The following is a 21,210-nucleotide window of genomic DNA, read 5'->3' on the forward strand; positions in this document are numbered from 1 at the left end:
ATAAAAGTAGTATAGTTCTTAGTCAAAAAGAAGGAATTACGCAAATAATTCGATATGGAACCAGTAATTTTTTAATAATTTGTAGATAAAATAAAGGAAGACCCTTCAGCCTTCCCTTTTCTCAATTCATATTATTTAAATTAGTTACGGCCAATACAGTTCCGGCAGCCCCGCTTCCTGTAAGAGCGTATTGTACTGGGCCACGTCTTGGGCCTTTATATGTTGCAGCTCGCCCTTTAGGGCGGTCCATTGCGCCAGATAGTCACGGGTAACATCGCGCATGCCCTGGCTCACGGGCAAATTGCCCTGTCCGATCTCGTTCAAAAAATCCTTGAACTTGATCAATAGCCGCGCCTCGAACATATAATTGCTCTGGTAGGTGCGCATTTCCTTTTGCAAGATCTTCGCGATCCACTCATCCACGGCTTGGTCCAGGGCCTTGCCCTTTTCCTGCAATTGGGCATCCTGGGTCTCGCCCAGCACAAAATGCAGTTGCTGTTTGATCTTCCGCAGGTCGCGCACGCCCTTGGCCATTTGGGTGGCGGCCTCGTAAATGGATCGGGAGAGGCCATCGCGCTCGGCATAGGCGGCCTCCACGTTCTGCACACTGGTCTTGATCCGCGGGTCCACGGTTATGGCAAAATTGCGGGTCTGCACCTGGTCCCCCACGGTAAGGCGCACTTGGTAGTTGCCGGGGGCGGCATCGTAGGCGCTCAGGTCGCGGTTGGTGGTATGGAGTTCGGTAAGGCAGTCAAAACGGCCCACTTTCATGTTCCAGCTATAGCGGTGGGCGCCAAGGCCCTTTTTCAGTTGGGGCTTTACCAAGGTATCGCAACCGGTACGGGAGCGATCGGTATACTCGGCATGGATCACGGTGCCGTTGCCGTCCAAGATCTCCAACGCCATGGGGGTGCCCTCCCCTACGGCCTTGTTGTTCAGGTAATGTAGCTGTACGCCCTTGGGCGGGTTCTGGCCATATCCGCCATCTATGCTGTAGGCCACGGAGAGCTCAGCATGGATATCGCGGGGTTGGTACAGGTAATGGTCCGCCGCGGCCACCGCATCGGTGATCTGGTGAAGGGGCGTAAGGTCGTCCAAGATCCAAATGGCACGGCCCTGGGTGGTCACCACTAGGTCCTTGCGCTGCACGCGGAGGTCCGTAATGGGCACTTCGGGCAGGTTGTTCTGCAGGGGCAGCCACTGTTGGCCATCGGTAAAGGAGACGTACATCCCGGTCTCGGTCCCGGCATAGAGCAGTCCCTTGCGGTCCGGGTCCTCGCGCACGCTACGCGCAAAGGTGTCGCCGGGAAGCCCGTTTGTGATCTTCTGCCAAGAGGCGCCGTAGTCGGTGGTCTTGTAGATCATGGGGGTAAAATTGTTGAGTTTGTAGCCCGCCACCGCAATGTAGGCCGTGGCCGCATCGTGGGGCGAAGGTTCCACCACATTGATGATGGCTTCGGGCAATCCTTTGGGGGTGACGTTGGCCCAGGTCTTTCCGCCATCTTGGGTCACGTGCACCAGCCCGCAGTCGGAGCCTACCCACACCACCCCTTCGCGCAGGGGCGATTCCTCTATGTTGAAGAGGTTGTTGTAGCTCTCGGCCGTGATCTGCTCATTGGTGATGGGCCCTCCCCCCTCACCTTGGTGGTCCTTGTTGTTCCGGGTAAGGTCCTCGCTGATGGTCTCCCAAGTGACACCACGGTCGGTGGATTTCATCACGTACTGCGAGCCGTAATAGATCACATTGGGGTTATGGGGCGATACGATCACGGGACCGTTCCAGTTGGCCCGAAGCTTTAGATTCTTGGGCTGCTCCCCACTGATGCGCTCCGGATAGGGCCGCACCATGCGGGTATTGTCGATATCGCGGTCCCACTCCACAAAATTGCTGGCAAAATAGGTGGAGTACACAAAACGGGGATTGTTGGGGTCCAGGGCCACAGTGGAGGATTCCCCGGCGCGCATCACGTCCCAGTGCATCTCCCCAATGCCGTCGTCCATGACCCGGCTGTCTATGGCGATGGTGCTGTTGTCTTGCTGGCCGGAGTACACCCGGTACGGATGGCCGTTGTCCGTCAACGCGCGGTAAAACTGCCCGGTGGGCTGGTTGTAGATGCTGGACCACGATTTGCCGCCGTTGTAGGTGACGGCCGCGCCGCCATCGTTGGCATTGATCATAATGTTGCTGTTGTTGGGGTTGATCCACATATCGTGATGGTCCACATGGGTGAACGGTTCCCCGCTAAAGGTCTTGCCCCCATCAATGGATTTCATGGCGAAGCTGTTCATGACCCAGATTTCGTCCTCGTCGTTGGGGTCGGCGATCACGTGGATGTAGTACCACGGCCGTGCGAAGGTCGTGGCATCGTTGCTGGTGTGTTTAAAGGTTTCCCCGGCATCATCGGAACGGTAGACCCCGCCCTCGCGCTCCTTGGCCTCTACCACCATGTACACAATGTTGGGGTTTGCTGGCGATATGTCGATGCCCAGTTTGCCCTTAAGCTGGGGCAGGCCCTTGCCGGTCTCTTTCCAGGTCTTGCCGCCATCGGTGGTCTTGAAGACCTTGCTGTTGGGTCCACCGCTGGTAAGCGCCCAGGGCTTGCGCTGGAACTGCCACGAAGTGACCATCATAAAATTGGGGTCCTCATCACTTACGGTCATGTCCACAATGCCGGAGTCATCGCTTACATATAAAATCTTTTCCCAGCTTTCCCCTCCGTTTTTGGAGAGGTAGAGGCCACGGTGTTCGTCCTTGCCCCAAGGGTTGCCCTGTGCGGCCACGTAGACCCAATCGGGATTCTTGGGATGTACGTACACCTCGCCGATATGACGGGTCTCGGCCAGGCCGATGTGTTTCCAGGTCTTGCCCGCATCGATGGATTTGTACATGCCATCGCCATGGGAGGTCTTTACCCCACGGATGCAGGATTCGCCCGTGCCCACATACACAATGTTATGGTCCGATGGGGCCACGGTGATATCACCAATGCCCGTGGTGTTGAAAAAGCCATCGGAAATGTTGTTCCAAGTAGCGCCGCCATCGGTGGTTTTCCAGAGGCCACCGCCCGTGGCACCCATATAATAGGTAAAGATGTCGTTGGGAATCCCCTCAACGGTGGTTACCCTACCGCCCCGGAAAGGGCCGATGTTGCGGTAGGCCATGGAGCCATACAGGGATTCGGTGATGTTGGGTGTGGTGCTTTTCCGCTGTCCGAAGGAAAAGGGGGCCATGCATAGGCATGCCAAGCAAAGGAAAGTGAGTTTTTTCATGCTGAGGTCGGTCTATTTTGAATTAGTCGTTGTGCAAGGTGTTGGTTTTCTTACACCTAGGTTATGAAAATAACAAATTGGCGGGACAAAAAGCTACCCCAGTATGAAGAATTTTTGGGGTTTTGAAACGCAGAATAATGCCTCCGTCAATTCAAATGGGTCATTCATCAATTAAAACGGGCCATTCATCAATTGGGAGTGCGCAATACCCCATGACTTTGTTAGCTTTCCAAAAAATTTAGGAAAATGACTACTCTAGAAACTATAAATACCCTACAAATTTTTTGTCTTATTTGTGTTGGACTCATCATCTACATCTTTGGATTCATCCATGGAACAAGTTGGAAAAGGAAAAATATCCTTTAGTGACAATACTCACTGACGGATTCCGTTCCTCTTAAACCAAATCAACCTAAAATAATCGCCATTTCTTTTACTGACCCGACCCCGAGACGGACACTCATCCTGTGCCGAAACCTACAATTTACCATCGCCATAACACAACAGCCGCACGGCGACATCCAATACTGTTGCTGGCGAAGGCCAAAAAGCTCCTTGGAACTGCCCTGCTTTGTCCTGAAAAACGGACGCATGAAAAAAAGCAAGGGAAAGGATAAGGCCGAGTTCATCTTTGAGCACGGCAAATGGACCTATACCATTGAACGTATTGTATCCAGGAGCAGATATGGCAAAGCCTCCCATGTGTTTTTGGAAATCTCCAGTGAGGGAAATCCATCAAGCACATGGAAAATGGAGGATTTTACCCCTTCCAATCCCTAAATTTTTTGTCTAGGTTACTGCTGATAGGTGACCCGGTAGATGGCATTGCCCACATCGTCGGAAATCAATAGGGAACCGTCCTTCATGAACAAAAGGTCCACGGGACGGCCAAAGGCCTCCTGTTTCTCTTCGTCCAACCACCCATCGATAAAGGGCTCGTAGCTCACGGCCTCGCTGTTTTCCAATTTCACCAAAGTGACCCTGTACCCTACCTTGGAAGACCGGTTCCACGAGCCGTGTTCGGCCACAAAGGCATGTCCCTTGTATTCGGTGGGGAACATGGAGCCGGTATCAAACTTCACCCCCAATGGGGCCACATGGGCACCCATGGCCTGTGCGGGTGCCACAAAATCGGAGCAAGGGCGCTGGTCTCCAAATTCGGGATCTTTCACGGTGCCACCATGGCAGTACGGATAGCCAAAATGTTGTCCCGCCTCGATCACCCGGTTAAGTTCTCCCGGAGGAAGGTCATCCCCCATCAGGTCACGGTTGTTATCGGTGAACCATAATTCCCCTGTTTCTGGATGCCAGGTAAACCCAACGGTATTCCGAACACCTTTGGCGTAAATCTCGCGGTTGGTTCCATCAGCGTCCATACGGGTAATGGTGGCAAAGCGCTCGTCCTCACTGCTTCGCTCGCAAATGTTACAGGGAGCACCAACGGGCACATACAATTTTCCATCCGGACCGAAAGCGATATACTTCCACCCATGATGGAACTCTGTGGGATAATCGTCATAGATCACCACAGGCTCCGGCGGATTGGCCAAATTGTCCTCAATATTGTCATAACGCAAGAGCTTGCTCACCGCAGCCACATACAAAGACCCATCCCTGAACGCCACTCCATTGGGCTGTTCCAAATCGGAAGCGATCTCAAAAATCTTCTCGGCCTTTAGGTCGCCGTCCAGATCTTGCAGGGCATATACCTTGTTTTCATTACGTGTTCCCACAAAAAGAGTCCCTTTGTCCCCTATAGCCATGGAACGGGCGCCCTCCACATTCTCAGCATAGGTGCCAATCCTAAACCCTTCGGGGAGGTTCAACAACTCCAAGGGCAAGCTGGATTCGGAAGGTGTGTGGATAACCTCTGGTTCGGTTTGGTCATTGGCTTGTTCCTCATTGGTTTCCTCCTTTTTTCCATTACAGGAGAAGACCATAAAAGAAATGGCCGATGCAAGAATCAATTTGTAGGGTACTTGGGAATATTTCATCACGCTATTTTTAAGTGCTATGGATTTCTTGCATAAAGCTATGACAAAAAGATGTAATTCAAGACTAGGAGTAAATTATTCCGGGTTATAAGGCTCCCATGTGCCATCATACCAGATAGGTCCCCTATGGGAGCTTACAACACTGATATTACTGATTTGGGATGGGAACACATGGGCGGTCACTTGATAGTTCTCCACTCCCTCGTTTACCGAAAATTGAATAGTATATCCGTCCCCCTTTTTGGTAGGTTCCACAGTGAAGTCCTTGGCCAATCCCTTAAAATGGATTCCCCCTTTACGTGGATTGTAGGCACCCCCTATTTGCCTTTGACCAAAATAAGAGAGGTCCGCCATAACGCTATCTTGAACCACCCGCAAGTAACTGCCACTTCCGGTAATGTCTATACGGTTAATGGAGCTGCCGGGAGAAATCAATCCTGCATTGGCAATACTGGTCAAGGCCTGATCGGGCATGGGTCTGGCCCAACGAGCAGTGATATCAATGGATTTTTGTGAAATAGCGTTGTTCAATGCTTCCAATTCTGCAGTCGAAACTTTGGACCCAGGGTTGGAGGCACAGCCTGCGGCCCCTAGTATCAATACCACGAATATATATTTTATAACCGTCTTCATTGCAATGGTTTAAGGTCTTTACAAAATAATCAATCCCTGAAAGATTTCCGATTTAAAGAGTATATTTAACACCAAACCAGACCTCATTTTATGAAAATTGCCTTCGGAAAACCCTTTGTGGTCTTAGCGCTGTTGAGCGTTTTTTTTGCGTCATCACAACAAACCCCGACCCAAAATAACAAGCCCACTTATTTTGCCACGGAACTTGAAACCGACCCTCAAGTGGACGGCGAAATCATCAATGACCCTCTATGGCAGAACATTCCTGCCATAACGGATTTGATACAGATAAAACCCAATTACGGGGAAGCGGTCTCGGAACGGACCGAAGTACGAGTGGCATATACGGCAACTACCTTTTATGTGGCCGTGGTCTGTTACGACAAGAATGCGAAAGGAATTGTGGTCTCGGACTCTAGACGCGATGCGGACTTGAACGACGAGGATAGTTTCCTTTTTATCATTGACACCTACCATGATAGGCAAAATGGCTTTCTTTTTGGCACCAATGCGCAAGGGATGGAATATGATGCCCAAATTGACAATGAGGGTAAGGGGAACAATAATGCCAATCGGCAACAGGGCGGTGTCATTGGGGGCACCAACCTGAATTGGGATGCCACTTGGAAGGTACGCTCGCAATTGGGTGATTATGGCTGGAGTGCCGAGTTTGCCATTCCCTTCCGATCCCTGCGCTTTGCGCCGGGCAAAGACAAGACTTGGGGACTCAATTTTCAGCGTAACATCAGCAAAAACACCGAAACCGCATACTGGACCTCCCTCCCCTTGGGCTTTGACATGAAACGTTTGTCCTTGGCCGGAAACCTAAGCGGATTGAACCTGAGAAATCCCGGCAACCTGAAACTGATTCCCTATGTGCTGGGACAGTATGTGAACGATAAATCGGTATCACCCAACGAAACGGACACCCATTTTGATGCGGGGGCGGACATCAAGTATAGTGTTACACCCAGTCTTACGCTGGACCTTACTTATAACACGGATTTCGCCCAAGTAGAGGTGGATGACCAACAGGTGAACCTGGACCGCTTCAACCTTTTTTTTCCTGAGAAAAGGGCATTTTTCTTGGAAAATGCAGGTCAGTTTGGCGTGGGAAGCCCCGGAGAGGTGGACCTGTTCTTCAGCAGACGCATCGGTATCGGAGAAGAGGGTAGTTTGGTCCCCATCATAGGCGGGGCACGATTGTCCGGAAAAGTGGGACAGACCAACGTAGGGTTTTTGAGCATGTTCACAGATGATGTGGTCGAGGCCAATATTGAAAAGAACAACTTTACCGTGGCCCGCGTCAACCACAACTTTGGAGGGACACGATCTTCCTTGGGCGGCATTTTTGTCAACCGGGCCGGTCTGGGTGAGATGGACGATGACTACAATCGGGTCTATGCCATGGATGGCAAATGGGGCATTGGGAACAAGGCCACGATCAATGGTTTTGTGGCCAAAAGTGTCACCCCGGGCATTGAAAATGGGGACCATGCCTTTAAGATATTGGGCAATTATGAGTGGAGTGGTTGGAACATCAATGCGGGATATACCGAAGTTGGTGAAGGATTCAACCCTGAAGTGGGCTTTTTACAACGAACTGCCTTTAGAAAACCTGAATTTCTGGTCTTTAAGGCCCATCGCTTTAAAAATGCGGGGCAAATGCTGGAGATACGTCCACACGTCTCTTATCGTGGGTACTGGAATTTTGACGACCAATTGATCACCAGTTTCCTGCATGTGGACAATCACTGGGTATTCAAGAGTGGTTTTGAGGTCCATACCGGCATCAACTTTACCACGGAACGGGTGTTGGAGGATTTTACCATTTCGGATGTCACCGTACCCGTGGGCAATTATGAAAATGAAGAGTTGCAGCTTGTAATCACTACCAATCCCAACAACGCACTTTCTTTTGACACGCGAACCATTATCGGGGGCTATTTCAATGGACACCAAATCACCAACAGCGGGACGGCCAAATACAGGGTCGGGGATAGATTCAACAGTTCGTTGACCTTTAGCCATAGCGATATTCAACTGGATACCGGGGATCTAACGGCCTTGGTGGGCGGATTGCGGCTTTCCTATTCCTTCACACCCAGAATCTTTATCCAGAGCCTCATCCAGCGAAACAACGTATCCAACATCACTTCGGTGAATGCCCGTTTTGGATGGTTACAGAATGCCAATACCGGTTTGTTTGTGGTATTCAATGTGGTGAAGGACGATGATTTGATCGATGCCGTGGACAATCAGACCCTTACCATTAAATATACCCACCGTTTTGATCTATTGAATTAAATGGCGGTACATCTTATCGTTTGAAGCGCTCAAAAATAGCCAAGGTCTTTTTGGTATTGATAAAATACACCCCCGTCAACAATATTGCGGCTGCCATGACAGATTGAAGCGTTATCTGCTCGTCCAAAAAATACCATCCCAACAGCAACGCTACAATGGGATTGACATAGGTTGAAGTGGCCACTTTTTCCGGGGATACCGCTTTCAACAAATAGTTGAACGATGTAAATGCCACGATACTTCCAAAAACAATCAGCAATACCATAGACAATTGTACCTTTCCGCTCCAATCCAACGGAGATATCCATTCCTCCCCAAAACCCAAGCTCATCAGTGCCAGAATAATACCTGCCATAAACATTTGATATCCCGTGTTCACAAAATAGTTGGTGGGCAAATCGGCCTTGGAGACAAAAAGACTGCTATAGGCCCAACTGAGCATACAGAAAAATATCATGATCATCCCCACAATGGAGCTTTCTTGGGCAATAATCTGTTTTTGACTTACCAACAAGTAGATTCCGATAATACCAAGGGCCACTCCCACCAAAGACATGGGCTGAATTTTTTTGCCCTGCAAAAAGCGCATCAACAAAAGAATGATCAAAGGCTGGGCGGATATTTCCAAGGCGGCAAAGCCGCTATCCACATACCGCAGCGCCCATACCACTACCCCATTTCCAAAACTCAGAAAAAGGATTCCTGCGATTATGGTATTCCACAATTGTCTTTTGGTGATCTTTAGTGAAATGCCCATGGATCTTGCCAAGGCAAATATCAACAGTCCCGCAGTGGTAAATCGGCATGAGGCCAGCATAAACGGGGGCAATTCCATGACCGCGATCTTGTTCAAAAGGTATGTGGACCCCCAGATTACATATATGGCAAAAAAAGCTAGTATAACTAGGGCGGAGTTTGAGGATTTTCCCATTGCAAGACTGGTTTATCGCCCTACAATATTACGGATGTTTGCAGGAGTATGAAACATTTCCCTGCTTAGTTTATAAAGAAAGTGAATTTTAAAGTAGAGTGCTGAAAATCAACTATACTTGTCCGTATCCAATAAATAGGCAGCTATATCCTTTTCCAACTGCTTGAAGTGCGCAAAATGATGTTCAATTTCCCCATCCAAATCCTCTGTGGACTGTCCCTTTTTCTGTTTGAGGCTATCCATAATGCGCTTTTGGTCATTGGTATATTCCTTGAAGCTTCGCTTGAGCTCATATAACTTCTCAAAACAAGAATAGTCATGGGGTTCACAGGTATAGGAACCCAGCTTTTGGGCAAGACGTTGAATCAATTTGTTATTTCGCTCCATTCTCACCAATAATTCCTGAATCTGATATGTGTTATTTTCAAGGATATCACTCATGATATTTTGGAGTTTTTAGGAGTCTGTAAAACTTCCCTTAAGGTAATGATTATCCTACATTTAAACCTTAAAACAAACTTCAAATTTGTGTTAATTCTCATCATGCAGCAAAAAAAAGCCCGATGCAATACATCGGGCTTTGGTCTATTACAGTGGCTTACTAGTTTTTGGTCTGCTCGTAAGCTTCTTCCTTTAATTCATCGCTAGCTACAATGGCAAGCTCCACACGGCGGTTCTGGGCCCTTCCCTCAGCGGTCTCATTACTTTCTATAGGCTGGGTCTCTCCATACCACTTGGTGGTAAACCTTCCGCTTGAAATCCCTTTGGACATCAAGTAGTTGGTTACGGATTGTGCCCGCTGTTGAGACAGGGTCATGTTATAGGCGTCGCTTCCAGCGCTATCCGTATGTCCTTCCACCAAAATGTTGGATTTTGGATATTCCTTAAAAATACCGGCCAATTTATCCAAGGTAGTTGCGGAAGCTCCTTTGATATCGGATTTGTTTGTATCAAAATATACTCCGTTTTCTCCGCTAAAGGTAACATTGATACCTTCACCCACACGTTTTACCTCTGCGCCGGGGATCTCTTCTTCGATACGTTCCGCCTGTCGGTCCATTCGGTTACCGATGTAACCACCGGCAGCACCACCCACTACGGCACCAATGATGGCACCAAGGGCCGTGTTTCCTTTTCCTACGTTGTTCCCGATGATTCCACCGATCACAGCTCCACCACCGGCACCTATGGCGGCGCCTTTTTGGGTATTATTGGCATTCTTTACGGCATTACAGCTTAAAATAAGGCTCAATGCCAAGACTGCTGTTGTACTTTTTAATATAACTCTTTTCATGTGTTAGCTTTTTGTGAATTCATAAACTATGGTTACTGGCTGTCCATCCACCGAAACATTGGATTTCAGTGTCATGGCCTGCTCCGTAAGGTTAACGATGTTCAATCGGTACCCATATCCTCCGGAAATGTCCTTTCGGTTTTCATCGATGAACTTGAACTGCAATTGACTGCTGTAGTTCTGGGAGGGTTCCACTACGGACCATCTGAAAAAACGGTCTCCGCCTTGGCAGAGGGTACTTTGGTTAATGGTGTATCTTCCGGTACTGTTGTTGTCCCTGAAGAACCATTGGCTTCCCTCAAAGCAGATATCTTCGGCATCATTGAAGATGACGGATTTAAAATTTCCGGAATTGTTCTCGTAGGAGATGTTGTCCAAAATCCACGTGCCACTAAATAAGTTACGTTGCGTTCTTGCGCTTTTGGACACGGAGCAAGACGTAAGTAAAAGTCCTGCCAGTGCAATGATTAAAAATGATTGTTTTACCATAAGAATTGGAGTTTAAGTTTACATATATACGAGTGAGACACCTAAAATGTCCTCTTGGGGTATTAAAAAATTGTTAATGCGTCAGTAATTCAATACTTGTACAGCTCCAATAATGCTGTTTCAAATCTTTTCTTGGGCAGGTAATTCTCCTCCAATTCCTTAGCGAATGGTACCGGTGTTTCCAAACTCCCCACCCTTCTTACGGGCGCGTCCAAATGTTCGAAACAATTTTCCATGACCATTGCAGAGATGTCACTCGCAATACCGCCAAATAACGTATCTTCTTGCAAAATGATGAGCTTTCCTGTCTTCCTTACCGAAGTATAGACAGCATCAGCATCAAGAGGTTGTAGCGTACACAAATCTAAGAGATCTGCTTCAATTTCCGGGTATTTTTCCAATACTTCCAGAGCCCAATGCACCCCGGCGCCGTAGCTCACTATGGAAACCGCTTCTCCCTCCTTCACCAAACTGGCCTTTCCCAAGGGCAAAGTGTAATAATCCGATGGCACATCACCATAAACACTCCTGTACAATCCTTTGTGCTCAAAGAACAACACAGGATTGGGATCATTGATGGCGGTATTCAACAATCCTTTGGCATCATACGGGAAAGCAGGATACACCACCTTGAGCCCGGGCACCTTGGTAAACCAGGCCTCATTGGTCTGGGAATGGAACGGCCCGGCCCCAACCCCACCACCACAGGGCATTCTAATGACCACATCGGCTTTTTCATTCCACCGATAATGCACTTTGGCCAAATAGTTCACTATGGGATTGAATCCACTGCTCACAAAATCAGCGAACTGCATTTCCACCACGGCCTTCATACCATTGATGGAAAGTCCCATCGCCGCAGATACAATCACCGACTCACAAATGGGTGTATTGCGCACACGGCTCTTTCCAAACTTTGAAGTGAATCCTTCGGTAATCTTAAAAACCCCGCCATAATCGGCAATATCCTGCCCCATAAGAACGAGTTCATTATGACGGTACATGGATTGTTCCAAACCTTCGGAAATGGCATCAACAAAACGAATATTATTTATTTCACTACTATTTTTAACTTCCTTAAATTTAAAATCTTGATATACTTCACTTAACTCTTTACTTTCAGTCGAAGAAATAGCAGGTTCATCAAAGGCCATTTGCAGATTTTCATTGATTTCTTCCGATATCCGTTCCTTCAAGGCCTCTATTTCATCCTTGGCAATCAGGTTTTCATCCAACAAAAAGGATTCGTAGTTGGCGATAGGGTCTTTCTTGGCCCATTTCTTCATCAGCTTTTCCGGAACATACTTGGTGCCACTGGCTTCTTCATGCCCTCGCATACGGAAGGTCTTGAACTCAAGAAGAATGGGGCGGGGACGTTTGCGAATGGTCCTGCAGAGCTCATCCACTTTGGAATAGACCTCCAGAATGTTGTTCCCGTCAATGATTCGGGATTCCATCCCATACCCCCTGGCCCTATCTGCCAGATTCTCGCAATTGTACTGCTCGTTGGTGGGCGTGGATAGGCCATAACCGTTATTTTCAATACAGAACAGCACAGGAAGACTCCAAACCGAGGCCACATTGAGCGCTTCGTGAAAATCCCCTTCGCTAGTGGCTCCTTCACCAGTAAAAACTGCGGTCACCTGTTTGTTGCGCTTCAGCATATTGGCCAAGGCAATACCATTGGCAACCCCTAATTGAGGGCCCAAATGGGAAATCATCCCCACAATCTTGTATTCTTGAGTGCCAAAGTGAAAGCTTCGGTCCCGTCCCTGCGTAAACCCGCTTTGTTTTCCTTGCCATTGTGCAAAAAGACGGTGTAAAGGAATATTTCTGGAAGTGAACACCCCCAAGTTTCTGTGCATGGGCAGAATGTACTCCTCAGCCTTCAGGGCATGGGTGACCCCTACCGAAATAGCCTCTTGACCAATTCCACTGAACCATTTGGAAATCTTCCCCTGCCGAAGCAGCACCAACATCTTTTCTTCTATCATCCTGGGCTTTAGCATCGCCGCGTACAAGTCCAGTAATTTCTGTTGGTCCAAATCCCCTATATGGTATCGCATATCCTAAAATTCGTGTTTGATAAAAGTAGAAAAAAAGCATTCATATTTTATCAAATTCCCAATCGTTCCATTGAAATCATTACTTTTGAATGTAATCCAAAATTGACGACATGAGCGCAATTCCAAGTGTGAACCTGGAGGATTTTGTTTCAGGAGATCCAGCTAGAAAAGAAAAGTTTGTCAAAGAAATCGGTGCCGCGTTTGAAGATATCGGTTTTGTGGCCCTGAGCGGTCATTTTCTTTCGGACGAACTGGTAGACCAGCTCTATGCCGAAATCAAAAAGTTTTTCCAATTGCCCCAAAATGTAAAGGATACCTATGAGATTGAGGGTATTGGAGGACAAAGGGGCTACACCTCCTTCGGAAAAGAGCACGCCAAAGGCAAGAAGGAGGGTGATTTGAAAGAGTTTTGGCATTTTGGACAATACGTGGAAAACAATCCAATGTTGGAAGCGGAGTACCCAGACAATGTAACCGTCCGTGAGTTACCCAAGTTCAATGCCGTGGGAAAGGAAACCTACAAAATGCTGGAGAAGACCGCCCAATATGTGTTGCGGGCCTTGGCCCTGCATTTGGGACTGGAAGAGACCTATTTTGACGATTACATCAAAAATGGGAATTCCATTCTCCGTCCTATTCACTACCCTCCCATTACCCAAGAGCCCAAGAATGCGGTACGAGCGGCGGCACACGGGGACATCAATTTGATTACCCTTCTTATGGGCGCCCACGGAAAAGGATTGCAGGTCCAGAACCATGAGGGCGAATGGGTAGATGCCATTGCACGCCCTGACCAGTTGATGATCAATGTAGGCGATATGCTCTCCCGTTTGACCAACAACAAACTCAAATCAACCATACACCAAGTAGTGAACCCACCCAGGGAACTCTGGGGCACTTCACGATACTCCATACCCTTCTTTATGCACCCCGTGAGCGATATGCCGCTCAATTGTCTTGAAGATTGTATTGACGAAGAACACCCCAAAGCCTTTGAGGATACAACCGCAGGAGAATATTTGCATGAACGGCTTGTGGAACTGGGATTGGTGAAAAAATAATTTATGGACCTACAGGATCAACTTAAAAACCTTTTTCCGGACCACGAACCGGAAGAAGTGGAAAGCACAGAACAGGAAACAGCATCGTATTGGCTGCAAGATGACCCCATAATTTGCAAATACGAAAAACGAAAAGGAAAACCGGTAACCATTTTGGATGGATATAATGGTGCTGATTCCGATTTTAAAAAATTGACGAAAGACCTTAAAACCTATTTAGGGGTTGGCGGGAGCTATAAGAACGATTCCATCATCATACAAGGGGATTATCGGGATAAAATCATGGCATTTTTAAAAGACCATGGTTTTAGGGTAAAACGGGTAGGAGGCTGATTACATGCCTTTTGAAAAGTGTATTTTACATTTCAACCCTGTTAAATTTCGACATTGATAACCAATGTTTTACGAAAAAATTTTTGTGTTTTTGGTTTAAACCTTACTTTTATTCTTCCTAACCAACGAAAACTGAACTGAAAATGAAATCACTGTTGCACATCACCAACGGCGACGGTTTCACGTCAAGATTACAATCACTGCAGTTAAAAGGAGACATTATCACATGGCGCGAAATGCTCTGCGAAGGAAAGACCCTCTGTACTGTAGGCAGTGAATCCTTTTGGAAAACACGATTCGATTTTTTAAGCAAAAACTACAAGGTCACCAAGTCTTGGTTTGTTGAAAAGACCCTAAAAGAGTACCGGTCTCTATGCAACCACAAACAACAGGACCAGATTGTCCTCTGGTTTGAATACGACCTCTTCTGCCAGATAAACATGCTGGCTGTTCTAAGTTGGCTGAAAACCCATAGAAGACATGCCGAGATATCCTTGGTTTGCAGTGGGAAAGAGGATGAAACGGACAAAATGTACGGTCTGAACGAATTGAGCGACGAAAAGCTTTTAAAACTCTACGAGGACAGAACCATACTTACACAAGATGACATTGAATTTGCCGATTATGTTTGGCAATTGTACTGTAGTGACAATCCTATCCGATTGGAAAACCTGATTGCCCACAACGATTTTCAATTTGAATATCTGGCCGATGCCTTGAAAACCCACCTAAAACGATTCCCATCCATAAAAAATGGACTCAACGAATTGGAAAACAAGATTTTGGAAACATCCTTTAACCAAAAGCCTAAATCAAGAAAGGAATTGTTGGGAACTCTTTTGACCGATCAGGGTTATTATGGTTTTGGTGACACACAATACGAACGAATCATTACTTCATTACGCCCACTGTTCAGCTCCTTTAACCCGGTAAGACTTACCAAAAAAGGCAAGGAAGTTTTGGATAATCAAACTAATTATTATTCGCAAATACGTGATAATCAATTATATTTAGGCGGCTCTTTAAAGTATAACTTCCTATACAACACATCCACAGACCGCATTCTAAAACTCTAAAATGTCCTTAGGAAGCTCAGAACTGATTCTGAACCCTGATGGCAGCATTTACCATCTCAATCTTCTTCCAAAGGATATTGCCACGACCATTATTACCGTTGGCGACCCTGACCGGGTAGCTTCCGTGAGCAAGCACTTTGATTCCATTGAAATTAAAAAGCAAAAAAGAGAATTCCACACCCATACCGGATTTCTAAAAGGGAAACGCATCTCCGTAATCTCAACAGGCATAGGTACCGACAATATCGACATTGTCTTCAATGAATTGGATGCCCTGGCCAACATTGATTTTAAAACACGAAAAGTTAAATCCAATAAAATACAGCTCAGTTTTATACGGATTGGTACATCGGGTAGCATCCAACCCAACATTCCTGTAGATTCCTTTTTGAAGAGCACCAGTGCCATTGGCCTTGATGGGCTTTTACATTTTTATGAATCTGGACAGTGCACCAATATCGACCTAGAGAAAAAGCTTGACGAATTTCTGAGATGGAGTAGCCACAAGATTCATCCCTATGCGGTTGATTGCGACAAAACATTAGAGGGGATTTTCACTTCAAATCGTATACGATTTGGAATAACATGTACAAATTCAGGGTTTTACGGCCCACAAGGAAGAAGCCTCCGACTTAACCCCAAGATTTCCGATTTCAATGAACGCCTTGCCGCATTTACTTATCAAAATCAGCAGATAACCAATCTGGAAATGGAGACTTCAGGCATATACGGATTGGCCAAAATGCATGGACACCGTGCCGTTTCCTTGAATGCCATTCTTGCAAACCGTGCCACTGGTGAGTTTTCAAAAGTTGGGGGAAAGACCGTGGAAGACCTTATCAAGTTCACTCTTGAAAAATTGGTTTCAAGTCATCTTATCCCTTGATTTTTTGTTCAACATAAAAATCATACCAAACGGAATGGGTATTTTTGGACACTAAAGATTGCTCTTTATGAAAAAGGTAAAAATTATTGGAGTTCCCGAGCATTTCAACCTGCCATGGCACTTGGCCATGGAAGATGGTGCTTTTGAAAATCGTGGCATACAACTAATCTGGACCGATGTTCCCGAAGGAACGGGTAAAATGGCCCAAATGCTACAAGATGGCGAAACGGATTTAGCCATCATCCTTACCGAAGGCATGGTCAAGAGCATTTCCCAAGGGAATCCCAGCAAGATTGTAATGGAGTACATCTCTTCACCCCTACTTTGGGGCATCCATGTAGCTGCGGGCAGCCCAAGGCAATCCGTATCCGAGCTCAAAGATGACAAGGCGGCCATTAGCCGTTTGGGCAGTGGCAGCCACTTAATGGCCTATGTCAATGCCGATAACCAAGGTTGGGACCCTGCCCAGCTGCAGTTTGAAACCATCAATAACCTCGACGGGGCCGTGGAAAGCCTGAGCAACGGCTCGGGAGCTTATTTTATGTGGGAGCATTTTACCACCAAGCCTTTGGTGGATGAGGGCACCTTTAAATGGTTGGGCGACTGCCCTACCCCATGGCCATGTTTCGTTTTGGCGGCAACCAATGCTTTTCTGGAGGAAAACTCCGGAATATTGGACCATATTTTGGAAGTAATCAATACCTACACCTCAGAATTCAAACAAATTCCAAGCATAGACCGCACGCTATCCAACAGATACGAACAAAAATTGGAGGATATTCAGGAATGGCTGTCCAAGACCATTTGGGGAAAGGAACAAGTTTCAGAAAAAACACTAAACGAGGTTCAATCGAGATTATTTGACCTTAATTTAGTGGATGGAATGAAACCTGTTGAGAACTTTCTCTGGAGATAGTCCAACAATCTAATAATCCCTGATTGACACGAACTACTCGAATTTTATCGAATGAAACGTGTTTTTTCCATATTTAAATCACCAATCTATCGGTTGTCTGCCCAGTTGGGAAAGTAGGCCATTGGCCGTGCTGAAATGTTGATTTCCAAACCACAATCCCCTATTCGCACTCAACGGTGAGGGGTGTCCAGAAGTCAAAATATGGTGTTTTCCCTTATCAATCAAAGTTGCTTTCTTTTTGGCGAATCCGCCCCAAAGCAGAAACACTACCCCGTCCAACTGCTCCGAAACCGTACGGATGACAGCATCCGTGAACTGCTCCCAGCCTTTATTCTGATGACTGCCCGCTTGATGTGCCCTAACCGTAAGGGTGGCGTTGAGCAACAACACCCCCTGATCGGCCCATCGTTCCAGATTCCCACTTGTAGGATACGGTTTTTCAACATCCACCTTGATTTCTTTAAAAATGTTGACTAGTGAAGGTGGATGTGGGATACCATCTTTTACCGAAAAACACAACCCATTGGCCTGATTGGGCCCGTGATAGGGGTCTTGCCCTATGATCACCACTTTGGTTTCCTGAAACGGACAATGGTCAAAGGCCGCAAAAATATCCTTGCCTTTGGGATAGCAGGTATGCTGGTTATATTCTTGTTTCACAAACTGCACCAATTGCTGGAAATAGGGTTTTTGAAACTCTTGCTCCAAATGGGCTTTCCAGCTTGGATCAATATTGACATCCATAAATACTTGCTATTTTTTCTTGGTCAGTTTGTAGAGCAAATAACCGATTCCCACGATAAAATGGAGCAGGATGATACCTGCTATTACATAAATCAAGGTGTTGTCCCTGCCCATTGTATGAGAATTTGCGCCTAAAAGACACTGTTTTTTTCAAATGTAAGCATAGAATGTCTTTAAATGGCCAAGTTGTCGGCAAAAACCCTTTTTCCCTCCCAAGCCAAAATCCTATCTTTACCCCGCCAGTTGAAAAAGATGCAGAACATTCACCCCAAAACATTACAGGATTTAGAGTTTCCCACCGTATTGCAACAGATTTCCTCGCGTTGCAATACCGAATTGGGAAAGGATTCCGCATTGGAAATTGCTCCGATTGATGACAAAGAAGCGTTGTTGGAGGTTTTGGGGCAGACTTCGGAGTACTTGGCCTCCTATTCCAATGACAACCGGATTCCAAACCATGGTTTTGACAGCATCAATAGTGAACTGTCCTTATTGAATATTGAAAACAGCACCCTTGAAATTCCAAGTTTCAGGCGAATTTCAAGCATTTGCAAGACGGTTACCATCCATCAAAAATTTTTCAAGAAATTCAAGGAGTATTACCCTTTACTTTTTAAAAAGTCCGAAGCTTTGGAGCCGAATACCGAGATTCCGGCCGCCATTGACCACGTCATAGACAAGTTTGGGGAAATCAAGGATTCCGCTTCCGAAGAGTTGCGCCACATCCGTTCGCAAATCAATAGCGTGCGTGGCAAAATCAACCAAAGTTTCTCGGCCGCATTGGTGCGGTATCAATCTTCCGATTTCCTGGACGACATCCGGGAATCCGTTGTGGAAAACCGAAGGGTATTGGCGGTAAAGGCCATGCACCGCCGCAAGGTAAAGGGTACCGTAATGGGCAGTTCCAAGACCGGAAGCATTGTTTACATCATTCCAGAGTCCACCGTAGCCCACACCCGGGAACTCAACAATCTGGAGTTTGAAGAGAAGGAGGAGATCCAACGCATCCTCAATCAACTCTCCAACAACATCAGGCCTTTTGCCCCGCTTTTAAAACTATATCAGACCTATCTTACAGATATCGATATTACCGCGGCAAAGGCCAAGTACGCATCCGAAATGGACGCACTGCTTCCTGAAATCAGCGAGAAACGGGAGCTTTTTCTCAGGGATGCCTACCATCCACTGCTGTACTTGAACAACAAACGGAAGAATGAAAAGACATGGCCGCAGACCATTCAACTGCATAAAGAGAATCGGATTATCGTAATTTCTGGACCCAATGCGGGAGGAAAGAGTATCACCCTAAAGACCATTGGACTACTTCAGACTATGCTGCAAAGTGGCCTATTGATTCCAGTTCATGAACGTAGCAAAGTATGTCTTTTTGATAAGATTTTAACGGATATCGGAGACAACCAATCCATTGAAAATCATTTAAGTACATATAGTTATCGACTCAAGAACATGAACCACTTCCTAAAGAAGTGCAACGACCGCACTTTGTTCTTGATCGATGAGTTTGGAACAGGAAGTGATCCCGAATTGGGAGGTGCATTGGCGGAAGCATTTCTGGAAGTGTTCTACGAGCGTGAGGCTTACGGGGTCATTACCACCCACTACGCCAATTTAAAGGCCTTGGCCAATGAATTGCCGCATACCACCAATGCCAACATGCGTTTCAACTCCAAAACCTTGGAACCCACCTTTCAATTGGTATTGGGCGAAGCAGGTAGCTCCTTCACCTTTGAGGTGGCCCAAAAGAACGGCATTCCCTACTCTTTGATCAACAAGGCCAAGAAAAAGATAGAACGCAGCAAGGTCCGTTTTGATGCCACAATCGCCAAGCTTCAGAAAGAGCGCAGCAAAATGGTACAGACCGGCTCCAAACTCAAGGAAGAGGAAAGCAAAGCCCGTGAAGAGGCCAGCCGTTTGGAAGAACTGAATTCCCGAATCAAATCCAAATTGGAGAACTATCAGGAACTGTACGACCACAACCAACGGATGATCCAATTGGGTAACAAGATCAACACGGCGGCCGAGAAATACTTCTTGGATAACAAAAAACGTCCTTTGATATCCGAAATGCTCCGCATTGTGGAGACCGAAAACAGCAAGCGCAAGAAAACCACCGCCAAAAAGGCCAAGGAGAAAAAGCAACAGCAGCAACAGGTGGCCCAAGAGTTGGAACAAAAGATCAAGAAGGTCAGGGTAGAAAAGAAAATCAAAAAGAAAAAGGAGATCCAGGCCGAAAAGAACAAACCCAGACCTGTTTTTAAGGTGGGCGACCGTGTACGCATGATGGACGGTAAGGCCGTGGGCAGTATAGACGCCTTGGAAAAAGGCAAGGCCATTGTGAATTACGGCATGTTCACCACCAACGTGAGTGTGGACCAATTGGATTTGGTGGAAGCCAAAAAATAACCAATGTCATTCCTGCGCCCCGTACTTCAACGGGATAAAAAAGCAGGGATCCACTACTGTTTCCTCATTTTGATTCCGCATCTAGTGCGGAATGACAATACATCCTCGTTAAGTAATTTTCTCCTTTTCTGTGACTGGTTAGCGCCCGCCTTCCGGACGGCCAGAGAGTCGAAGCACCAGTTACACCAATTCATTTGTCATTTCGAACCGAGCTATGCGAGCGTGAGAAATCCAATCTAACTTAAAAGATTTCTCAATCGGCACTAAGTGCCTCATATCGAAATGACGAATGTCGTTCCGGAAGGCTTCGGGACTCACTCTAAATGACCTTTATCATAACATTGCTGCTGAGCGGCCAGAGAGTCGAAGCACCAGTTACACCAGTTCATTTGTCATTTCGAACCGAGCTATGCGAGCGTGAGAAATCCAATCTAACTTAAAAGATTTCTCAATCGGCACTAAGTGCCTCATATCGAAATGACGAATGTCGTTCCGGAAGGCTTCGGGACTCACTCTAAATGACCTTTATCATAACATTGCTGCTGAGCGGCCAGAGAGTCAAAGAACCAGTTACACCAGTTCATTTGTCATTTCGAACCGAGCTATGCGAGCGTGAGAAATCCAATCTAACTTAAAAGATTTCTCAATCGGCACTAAGTGCCTCATATCGAAATGACGAATGTCGTCCCGGAAGGCTTCGGGACTCACTCGAAATGATAACAGTTAGCACAAACATTCCTGTTTGTTTGAAAATCAATCCTGTATTTAATATTTTTAAAATATCTC

17 protein-coding genes are annotated in these 21,210 nt (G+C 46.7%); 8 read left to right on the top strand and 9 right to left on the bottom strand.

Translation table 11 applies throughout. The annotated features are described in order from the left end of the window. Nucleotides 1–144: 144 nt before the first annotated feature. Nucleotides 145–3,270 (bottom strand): WD40/YVTN/BNR-like repeat-containing protein, encoded by a 3,126-nt coding sequence (locus tag ACPD8L_RS03930; RefSeq protein ID WP_423942046.1) that lies wholly within the window; start codon nt 3,268–3,270, stop codon nt 145–147. A gap of 591 nt (nt 3,271–3,861) precedes the next feature. Between ACPD8L_RS03930 and ACPD8L_RS03935 the strand changes: the two genes are divergently transcribed. Further along, nucleotides 3,862–4,050, top strand: a complete 189-nt coding sequence (locus ACPD8L_RS03935; protein ID WP_293300695.1) for a hypothetical protein — start codon at nt 3,862–3,864, stop codon at nt 4,048–4,050. A 14-nt stretch (nt 4,051–4,064) separates the two neighbouring features. Here the strand turns inward: ACPD8L_RS03935 and ACPD8L_RS03940 are convergent, their stop codons facing one another. Beyond that, nucleotides 4,065–5,264: a PQQ-dependent sugar dehydrogenase gene (locus ACPD8L_RS03940; protein WP_423942049.1), complete on the bottom strand. Its 1,200-nt coding sequence runs from the start codon at nt 5,262–5,264 to the stop codon at nt 4,065–4,067. Nucleotides 5,265–5,339: 75 nt separating this feature from the next. After that, a complete protein-coding gene (locus ACPD8L_RS03945; RefSeq protein ID WP_423942051.1) occupies nt 5,340–5,897 on the bottom strand; it encodes a DUF4251 domain-containing protein in 558 nt (185 codons plus the stop codon). Between the two features lie 90 nt (nt 5,898–5,987). Between ACPD8L_RS03945 and ACPD8L_RS03950 the strand changes: the two genes are divergently transcribed. After that, a complete protein-coding gene (locus tag ACPD8L_RS03950) occupies nt 5,988–8,204 on the top strand; it encodes a carbohydrate binding family 9 domain-containing protein (RefSeq protein ID WP_423942054.1) in 2,217 nt (738 codons plus the stop codon). A gap of 13 nt (nt 8,205–8,217) precedes the next feature. Here the strand turns inward: ACPD8L_RS03950 and ACPD8L_RS03955 are convergent, their stop codons facing one another. The 5 genes from ACPD8L_RS03955 to ACPD8L_RS03975 all read right to left on the bottom strand — a co-directional run bounded on the left by ACPD8L_RS03955 (nt 8,218) and on the right by ACPD8L_RS03975 (nt 12,984). Then, nucleotides 8,218–9,135, bottom strand: coding sequence for an EamA family transporter (locus tag ACPD8L_RS03955; RefSeq protein WP_293300703.1), 918 nt, complete (start codon nt 9,133–9,135; stop codon nt 8,218–8,220). A gap of 108 nt (nt 9,136–9,243) precedes the next feature. Beyond that, on the bottom strand, nt 9,244–9,576 hold the full coding sequence (locus tag ACPD8L_RS03960) for a hypothetical protein (RefSeq protein ID WP_293300705.1): 333 nt from the start codon (nt 9,574–9,576) through the stop codon (nt 9,244–9,246). A 160-nt stretch (nt 9,577–9,736) separates the two neighbouring features. Further along, nucleotides 9,737–10,429: a YiaD family glycine zipper/OmpA-like lipoprotein gene (locus tag ACPD8L_RS03965; RefSeq protein WP_116217712.1), complete on the bottom strand. Its 693-nt coding sequence runs from the start codon at nt 10,427–10,429 to the stop codon at nt 9,737–9,739. 3 nt (nt 10,430–10,432) lie between these two features. Beyond that, complete coding sequence (locus ACPD8L_RS03970) at nt 10,433–10,918, bottom strand: lipocalin family protein (protein ID WP_293300711.1); 486 nt, start codon at nt 10,916–10,918, stop codon at nt 10,433–10,435. An 89-nt stretch (nt 10,919–11,007) separates the two neighbouring features. After that, on the bottom strand, nt 11,008–12,984 hold the full coding sequence (locus tag ACPD8L_RS03975; protein ID WP_423942058.1) for an alpha-ketoacid dehydrogenase subunit alpha/beta: 1,977 nt from the start codon (nt 12,982–12,984) through the stop codon (nt 11,008–11,010). 110 nt (nt 12,985–13,094) lie between these two features. Between ACPD8L_RS03975 and ACPD8L_RS03980 the strand changes: the two genes are divergently transcribed. The 5 genes from ACPD8L_RS03980 (at nt 13,095) to ACPD8L_RS04000 (ending at nt 17,256) form a co-directional block, all read left to right on the top strand. Continuing rightward, the gene (locus ACPD8L_RS03980) at nt 13,095–14,045 is read left to right on the top strand and encodes an isopenicillin N synthase family dioxygenase (protein ID WP_116217715.1); all 951 of its coding nucleotides are present in this window, start codon (nt 13,095–13,097) and stop codon (nt 14,043–14,045) included. A gap of 3 nt (nt 14,046–14,048) precedes the next feature. Then, nucleotides 14,049–14,378 (top strand): translation initiation factor, encoded by a 330-nt coding sequence (locus ACPD8L_RS03985; protein ID WP_116217716.1) that lies wholly within the window; start codon nt 14,049–14,051, stop codon nt 14,376–14,378. A gap of 143 nt (nt 14,379–14,521) precedes the next feature. Further along, nucleotides 14,522–15,454 carry a DUF1835 domain-containing protein gene (locus tag ACPD8L_RS03990; protein WP_293300716.1) on the top strand — a complete coding sequence of 311 codons (933 nt, stop codon included), beginning with the start codon at nt 14,522–14,524 and terminating at the stop codon, nt 15,452–15,454. Between the two features lies 1 nt (nt 15,455). Beyond that, the gene (locus ACPD8L_RS03995) at nt 15,456–16,340 is read left to right on the top strand and encodes a nucleoside phosphorylase (protein WP_423942062.1); all 885 of its coding nucleotides are present in this window, start codon (nt 15,456–15,458) and stop codon (nt 16,338–16,340) included. 67 nt (nt 16,341–16,407) lie between these two features. Further along, a complete protein-coding gene (locus ACPD8L_RS04000) occupies nt 16,408–17,256 on the top strand; it encodes a substrate-binding domain-containing protein (RefSeq protein WP_423942065.1) in 849 nt (282 codons plus the stop codon). 78 nt (nt 17,257–17,334) lie between these two features. Here ACPD8L_RS04000 and ACPD8L_RS04005 read toward each other — a convergent pair whose 3' ends face one another. Beyond that, on the bottom strand, nt 17,335–18,000 hold the full coding sequence (locus ACPD8L_RS04005; RefSeq protein WP_423942067.1) for a uracil-DNA glycosylase: 666 nt from the start codon (nt 17,998–18,000) through the stop codon (nt 17,335–17,337). A 252-nt stretch (nt 18,001–18,252) separates the two neighbouring features. Between ACPD8L_RS04005 and ACPD8L_RS04010 the strand changes: the two genes are divergently transcribed. After that, a complete protein-coding gene (locus ACPD8L_RS04010) occupies nt 18,253–20,424 on the top strand; it encodes an endonuclease MutS2 (protein ID WP_423942971.1) in 2,172 nt (723 codons plus the stop codon). The last annotated feature ends 786 nt before the right edge of the window (nt 20,425–21,210 follow it).

Origin of the sequence: Flagellimonas algicida (assembly GCF_049629585.1) — a bacterium.
In the GTDB taxonomy this organism is placed as follows: Bacteria; Bacteroidota; Bacteroidia; order Flavobacteriales; family Flavobacteriaceae; genus Flagellimonas.

Bases quoted from the DNA above. Each gene is read 5' to 3' on its own strand.
- ACPD8L_RS03930 (WP_423942046.1), bottom strand. From the start codon at position 3,270: ATGAAAAAACTCACTTTCCTTTGCTTGGCATGCCTATGCATGGCCCCC.
- ACPD8L_RS03935 (WP_293300695.1), top strand. From the start codon at position 3,862: ATGAAAAAAAGCAAGGGAAAGGATAAGGCCGAGTTCATCTTTGAGCAC.
- ACPD8L_RS03940 (WP_423942049.1), bottom strand. From the start codon at position 5,264: ATGAAATATTCCCAAGTACCCTACAAATTGATTCTTGCATCGGCCATT.
- ACPD8L_RS03945 (WP_423942051.1), bottom strand. From the start codon at position 5,897: ATGAAGACGGTTATAAAATATATATTCGTGGTATTGATACTAGGGGCC.
- ACPD8L_RS03950 (WP_423942054.1), top strand. From the start codon at position 5,988: ATGAAAATTGCCTTCGGAAAACCCTTTGTGGTCTTAGCGCTGTTGAGC.
- ACPD8L_RS03955 (WP_293300703.1), bottom strand. From the start codon at position 9,135: ATGGGAAAATCCTCAAACTCCGCCCTAGTTATACTAGCTTTTTTTGCC.
- ACPD8L_RS03960 (WP_293300705.1), bottom strand. From the start codon at position 9,576: ATGAGTGATATCCTTGAAAATAACACATATCAGATTCAGGAATTATTG.
- ACPD8L_RS03965 (WP_116217712.1), bottom strand. From the start codon at position 10,429: ATGAAAAGAGTTATATTAAAAAGTACAACAGCAGTCTTGGCATTGAGC.
- ACPD8L_RS03970 (WP_293300711.1), bottom strand. From the start codon at position 10,918: ATGGTAAAACAATCATTTTTAATCATTGCACTGGCAGGACTTTTACTT.
- ACPD8L_RS03975 (WP_423942058.1), bottom strand. From the start codon at position 12,984: ATGCGATACCATATAGGGGATTTGGACCAACAGAAATTACTGGACTTG.
- ACPD8L_RS03980 (WP_116217715.1), top strand. From the start codon at position 13,095: ATGAGCGCAATTCCAAGTGTGAACCTGGAGGATTTTGTTTCAGGAGAT.
- ACPD8L_RS03985 (WP_116217716.1), top strand. From the start codon at position 14,049: ATGGACCTACAGGATCAACTTAAAAACCTTTTTCCGGACCACGAACCG.
- ACPD8L_RS03990 (WP_293300716.1), top strand. From the start codon at position 14,522: ATGAAATCACTGTTGCACATCACCAACGGCGACGGTTTCACGTCAAGA.
- ACPD8L_RS03995 (WP_423942062.1), top strand. From the start codon at position 15,456: ATGTCCTTAGGAAGCTCAGAACTGATTCTGAACCCTGATGGCAGCATT.
- ACPD8L_RS04000 (WP_423942065.1), top strand. From the start codon at position 16,408: ATGAAAAAGGTAAAAATTATTGGAGTTCCCGAGCATTTCAACCTGCCA.
- ACPD8L_RS04005 (WP_423942067.1), bottom strand. From the start codon at position 18,000: ATGGATGTCAATATTGATCCAAGCTGGAAAGCCCATTTGGAGCAAGAG.
- ACPD8L_RS04010 (WP_423942971.1), top strand. From the start codon at position 18,253: ATGCAGAACATTCACCCCAAAACATTACAGGATTTAGAGTTTCCCACC.